Source organism: Bacillus sp. JJ722 (genome assembly GCF_036963345.1).
Classification (GTDB): domain Bacteria; phylum Bacillota; class Bacilli; order Bacillales; family DSM-1321; genus Bacillus_AD.
The window spans coordinates 1-5,703 of record NZ_JBALMO010000272.1 but is presented as its reverse complement, the minus strand read 5'-3'; the positions used below and the strand labels follow the sequence as shown (position 1 = coordinate 5,703).

General features: G+C 31.6%; 5 protein-coding genes and 1 pseudogene. 3 read left to right on the top strand and 3 right to left on the bottom strand.

Translation table 11 applies throughout. The features are described from left to right. Positions 1–112: 112 nt before the first annotated feature. The 3 genes from V7014_RS23460 to V7014_RS23450 form a co-directional block, all read right to left on the bottom strand. Positions 113–436, bottom strand: a complete 324-nt coding sequence (locus V7014_RS23460; protein ID WP_335510886.1) for a nucleotide pyrophosphohydrolase — start codon at positions 434–436, stop codon at positions 113–115. Positions 437–672: 236 nt separating this feature from the next. Beyond that, positions 673–894 carry a DUF7695 domain-containing protein gene (locus tag V7014_RS23455; RefSeq protein ID WP_335510883.1) on the bottom strand — a complete coding sequence of 74 codons (222 nt, stop codon included), beginning with the start codon at positions 892–894 and terminating at the stop codon, positions 673–675. A 106-nt stretch (positions 895–1,000) separates the two neighbouring features. Beyond that, complete coding sequence (locus V7014_RS23450; protein WP_335510882.1) at positions 1,001–2,134, bottom strand: HNH endonuclease; 1,134 nt, start codon at positions 2,132–2,134, stop codon at positions 1,001–1,003. 378 nt (positions 2,135–2,512) lie between these two features. On the opposite strand from V7014_RS23450, the pseudogene V7014_RS23445 reads away from it, so the two are divergent. The 3 genes and pseudogenes from V7014_RS23445 to V7014_RS23435 all read left to right on the top strand — a co-directional run. After that, positions 2,513–3,166, top strand: a pseudogene (locus V7014_RS23445) (MBL fold metallo-hydrolase). A 441-nt stretch (positions 3,167–3,607) separates the two neighbouring features. Beyond that, positions 3,608–4,984 (top strand): Sau3AI family type II restriction endonuclease, encoded by a 1,377-nt coding sequence (locus V7014_RS23440; RefSeq protein ID WP_335510880.1) that lies wholly within the window; start codon positions 3,608–3,610, stop codon positions 4,982–4,984. 323 nt (positions 4,985–5,307) lie between these two features. Continuing rightward, a partial coding sequence (locus V7014_RS23435) for a general stress protein (RefSeq protein WP_335510877.1) occupies positions 5,308–5,703 on the top strand: 396 nt, incomplete at its 3' end.

The following is a 5,703-nucleotide window of genomic DNA, read 5'->3' as shown; positions in this document are numbered from 1 at the left end:
ACTCTGTATAGAATAATTGATTACAGAGTCAAATACAAATAAAACCGATTTTTTGATTAAGTTCAAAAAATCGGTTTTCAACAAACGTTAGTAAATATACCAGTCAATCCAATTACAAGTCTGTTGATTTTTTCTTGCTCCCTTTACTTTTATCTACAGGGTACTTCTTAGTATTTTTCTGTAATTTTTCATCTATAATCTGATCAATATCAAAACCTAAATTATCAGCCATCATATATGAGTAAATCAGTACATCTGCCAGCTCTTCTTTCAGTCGTTCAACATTTTCTTTTGCCTCTTCAGAATTCTTCCATTGAAATAATTCCAATAATTCACTAGCTTCTAATGATATTGAAATCGCCAAATCTTTTTCGCTATGAAATTGTCGCCAGTTTCTTTCATCTCGAAATTGATTAATTTTTTCCATAGAATTCATAATATTATCACTCCAAATTTGAAACTTCGTTAATTATATGTTTATCTAAGTTGAAATTTTTAAGAATGTTTTTTTGATATCAAAATCTTTAAAATACAATAAGATTCCTTTTTTTATCTAGTAAAAAACACTCTTTACTGCAATTTGAATCCAAAGGATAACTAAAGCTTGCCAAACTTCCTGTGAAGTCGTGCTTATCTTCATATACTTTTCTAAAACAACATGTACTTTAATCCTTAATCATTATCCTCATCTTCATAAACAGAAAGATCTTCAAACCAGTCCTCCATAGGCATATTCGGAAAGACCCTTTTTGCATAATCTAAACCACCATCGACAGCAACTTTTCCACACTTACAGTATTTAAAGTCGTATCTATGTGTCGATTCGATTATGTCATTACAGCTTTTACATTTAATAATATTTTTCACTAAGACTTCCATTTTTCCTTTTTCCACTCCATTTTGGTTTTTCACCCTTAGATTTTTCCTGAAACATGTATTCATTATTTTTCCTGAATTTTTGTTCTATCAACCAAACCCGTAAATTGTTTTTCTTTATAACTTACTTATTTTTAAAGACATTATTCATATGCCAATTCATATAATAGAGGTGTCTGGATTCAAGTAGTATTTTTATGTTCTCATGTAGCTGTAATAGTTGTTTATTTTGTTTGTTTAAAAGATTAGAAATGATTATTTTACCTTCATTATCAAATGATATGTATCCTCTATCAAAAGCAGCATTATGCGATGGACAAAGTAAAAGTCCATTAAAAAAATCTATTCTTTCTTTGTCGTTACTATCTTTCCATGGTTTAATATGGCTTGCAACTAATAGCTGTGATATGTCCATTCCACATACTTTACAAAACGGTGTATCGTTTAATAAACTTTCTCGAAATTTCCCTTGTGTCGTTCTAACTTTTTGGAGGTACTCCTTTTCACTTGGGAGTATCGCACCAGATGTATTATCAATAGTGTCGTTATGTATTAAATCTGATGGGGTTACATACCCTGGACCATTATTAACAAAGTTAATCCATTCTTTAGGAGCGTATTTAAGGGTATTTCCGTTTATATCTTTTAACTGTGCTAACCATTCTCTACTTACACCAATTGGCTCCACGTTTATCATTGTTAAGTGTGCTTTATAGTTTTGGTATTGGTTTGGAGACTCTCCAAATGTTTTTAATTCTAGTGTTTGTTCTTTTGTTTTCCCTCTTATGCCTGGAACAGCAACTCCTAAAAATTCTACATTTGTACCTACTCCAGTGGATTCAAAAACAAACATTGGTGGAATAGTCATTCTAGCCTCAGCAGGTCCATAAGCTTTATCAAAGATATCTTTTAGTAGGGCATTTCCTTTTTGTTTTGTATTTAAATAATAGTTTCCTGGTTCTCTGTTATCACCATAATAAATAAAGGTACCAGTTGATTTATCAAAGGTATCTGGCCATTCCTTTATTTTACCTGTAGAAAAAATTACTACATAAGCTATTTCCTTAGTAGATTTTCCGTTATTCTCTTTATTAGACTTTCTAAAACCACTCCTATTTCCTACACTCTTTGTAAACCCTTCTACCTTAAATAATTTAGTCAAAGGATCATCTGCAGCTGGGTTTCCTTTTGATCCTCCTTCATATATTGAGCTAACGAGTAGTGGAGCTGTACTAAGTTCTTCATATTTAAACCGCATTTATAACCTCTCCTTGATGTTCAGTGAATCATCTAGTTCAATAGTACTTTTTACTAGTATTGTAAGCTTTCTCATATGGATTTAATAGTGCTTTTATCTTGTTTGCCGAAACTAAAACACGAACAAAAATCTTTGAGGTTGTAGCAGTTAGGCCTTTCTTATTCAATTAGAGGGCCATTTTCTTGAATAGGAGAAGGAATTAGTAAAAGTAAATCGAAGTTTTAAATGACAAAGCTGTTTAGCGTTGATAATGAATAATTAGTGAACTAGGTATAATAGTATTTTAAGTACAAAGTAGCTTTATTGTTTCAATTTTCTTGTGTAAGAAAACCTATTGTTTTACATCAATAAAATTTACTTATAAAGGAGACCAAAGTTCTGGAAATTTCTAAGGGAGTAGAGATGCTGGATCTTGAATTTCATGGGAACATTATTCATCCAACCCTATTATGGGATTAGGAAATGGCTGTTTTAATAGATACTGGTTTCCCAGGACAAATTAAAGATTTACATGCAGCAATGGATAAGATAGGAGTGTCGTTCGATAAACTAAAAGTTGTGATTTTGACGCATCAGGATATAGATCATATAGGCAGCCTTCCTGAAATATTGCAGAATTGTGGAAGTAATATTAAAGTTTATGCTCACGAACTAGATAAGCACTACATCCAGGGGGATTTACCTCTTTTGAAAGACGGGCACATAAAGAATCCACCGAAGGGAAAAGTGGATGATACCTTGATTGACGGTCAAGAACTGCCCTATTGTGGTGGTATTCGTGTCATCCATACTCCAGGGCATACTCCTGGCCATATCAGCTTATATTTGAAGCAAAGTAAAACGCTTGTTGCTGGGGATTCGATGTACAGTGTAAACGGAACGTTGGAGGGAGTTCATGTTCCAACCACTTTGGATATAACAGCTGCGAAAGAATCGTTGAAGAAATATTTAGACTTAGACATCGAATCCGCGATTTGTTACCATGGAGGATTAAGTAGGGTAAATATTCATAATCAGATCCAAAAATTATAAAGGATACTAAAAATATTTATTCGTTTATATTTCATAAAACTAGAATTATAGATCGTATTGTCTTATGACAATGGTTGAAATTCTCATATTATGATATTCTATAAGTAGATTAACAGTTTACCTTTTTACTTTATAATTTTTCGTCAATACGCGAAACTAAACTATGAAATAAAACCTTTGAGGTTATTGTAAGAAACAGTTCCTACTAGGAGTCTTTCTTTTTAACACAATAATTCTTGAAGGTTTTTTGTTGGAGAATTTACAGTTTCTAATGTTGAGTAATGAGAGAATCAATGAAATTTAATCAATTGATAGCCTATAACAAACAATCTAATTTCAATACATCCTTCCTGTTCAATATCTCTTTGATATATGAAGAAAAGATATATTTTAGAAAAATGGTATAATAATCCCATAACAACAATATACGAGGTGGTTTAAATGTCCTATATTTATTCTGAATCGTGGACTGAGCAACAAATTTTCGATACAGCAGAAGAGCTTGTCGGGAAAAAGCTTGGAGATTTAGACAAATCCGGTTGGTTAAAAAGGAAAAAAGATAAAGGTAGTATTGGAAATATGATTCAGTCTGATTTTTTCGGAATTCCAGCAAATTCTATTAAAGGTGCCGATTTCGAACATCATCACATCGAATTGAAAGTAACACCTATTCTTAAGAAAAAAAAGGTTGGATACAGTTCAAAAGAACGTCTTGTACTGGGAATGATTAATTATACGGAAGATCATCAAATTCCATTTGAAAAAAGTATAGTAAATAAAAAAGCACAAAGCATGCTTTTAATCTTTTACCTCCATGAGGAAAACACGCCTGTTGAAGGATTCAAGATAATTAAAACTGCTCGTTTTCAGTTACCTAAATCGGATGAGTCACAAGTACGAACAGACTATCAAAAAATAATTGAAAAAATCCAGCAAGGTGAAGCACATGAAATTAGTGAGAAACAGCAGAAAATAATGGGGGCATGTACAAAAGGGCAAGGTAAAGGGAAAGATTGGGTTAAACAACCATTTTCTACAGAGAAAGCAAAGTCACGAGCATACTCCTATAAGGTTGGCTATATGTCTGCTTATTTTAGAAATCTAATGACACCCGAGCAAGTTGAACATATCTATGTTCCGCCTGAAAAAACCTTTCTTGAAACGGTTACTGAAACTTTAGACAAATATATCGGAAAAACAGATGAAGAAATTCAACGGACTTTACTAAAGAAAGTAAACGGGAAGAGTAGTCTATTCAATTTAATTGGTTTTATGTTTGGTACTAAAGGAGAAAATTTAAATCATACTGATGAATTCTTGAAAGAAGGATATGCAATAAAAACGGTTCGAAATAGACTGGATAAATCAGACAACCAAGATATGTCATTTCCTAATATTGATTTTACCGAAATAGCCAATGATGAATTTGAGGAATCCACTTGGTATGGTTGGTTTGCAGAAACAAAATATATACTAACATTATGGGATGAATACGAAAAGGATAAAAATAGATTTATAGACTATAAGATTTGGATTCCTGATGATGAACTACTCACGACAGCATCAGAACTTTATTATCGAATAAAAAGTATGCATAACACGGATTCCATAAGAGTAGACATTGATGAAACAAAAGGAAAACATGGAAGATGGTCTGACAACTTACCTGGAGGAAAAGCCGATTATCCACCATTTCAAATTCGTCCGAAAGGTTCAGGTGAAAGTGTATTTGTAACCTTACCTAACGAATTAAAATTAAAGAAAAAATGTCTATACATTAATAAAGAATACATCAGAAAAATTGTTGGTTTAAATTAATAGAGAGCATAGACTAGCGATAAAGCCTTGATAACAACATAATTAATAATATAACTATTAACTATTTTAAAAACTTACTCTCTTTTATTTGTATTATTTTACGACAAGTAGAAGGGAGTTTTTTTAGGATTGAGTAATAGATATGATTGATGAAATTGAATTAAATCTTTATTTGTCTCAATTTTTCAGGTTTATACCACAACCTGAGGTAGTCATATTTACAGATTTTGTAATAGAAAAAACGGAGTGATTAACTTAATATATGGGATAATATGGTTTCGTTTGAGTAGATGAAAAAATAAATAATCTGGGGGAAGTAAAAGATGAAGAGGAGAATCGAAAAAAGGCTTGTATACCTATATACAGGAGAATTCGTTTCAATCATCTCTTTAATTTTTGTTAGTTATCTACTTAATATCACATTCTCAAGCCTACAATTATACTCATTATATTCTTTTTGGGTATCATTCTTTCTATTAGAATTTCTTCTACTACAAGGAACGATTTATTGGTATACAAAATTGAAGCGATTAAGAATCGAGAACACTTCTATAACTCCCATGCACATTGTTAGACAATTACAGCATATAAATAAATTAAATATGGTCCTGATTATTATCTCTAACATTATGTTTGCTATTGATTTCGTAAAATGGTACCCTTCATTACCATTAGGAGGATTGTTAATTGCAGGATTTGTTTATATTTTTGCAGTTTTG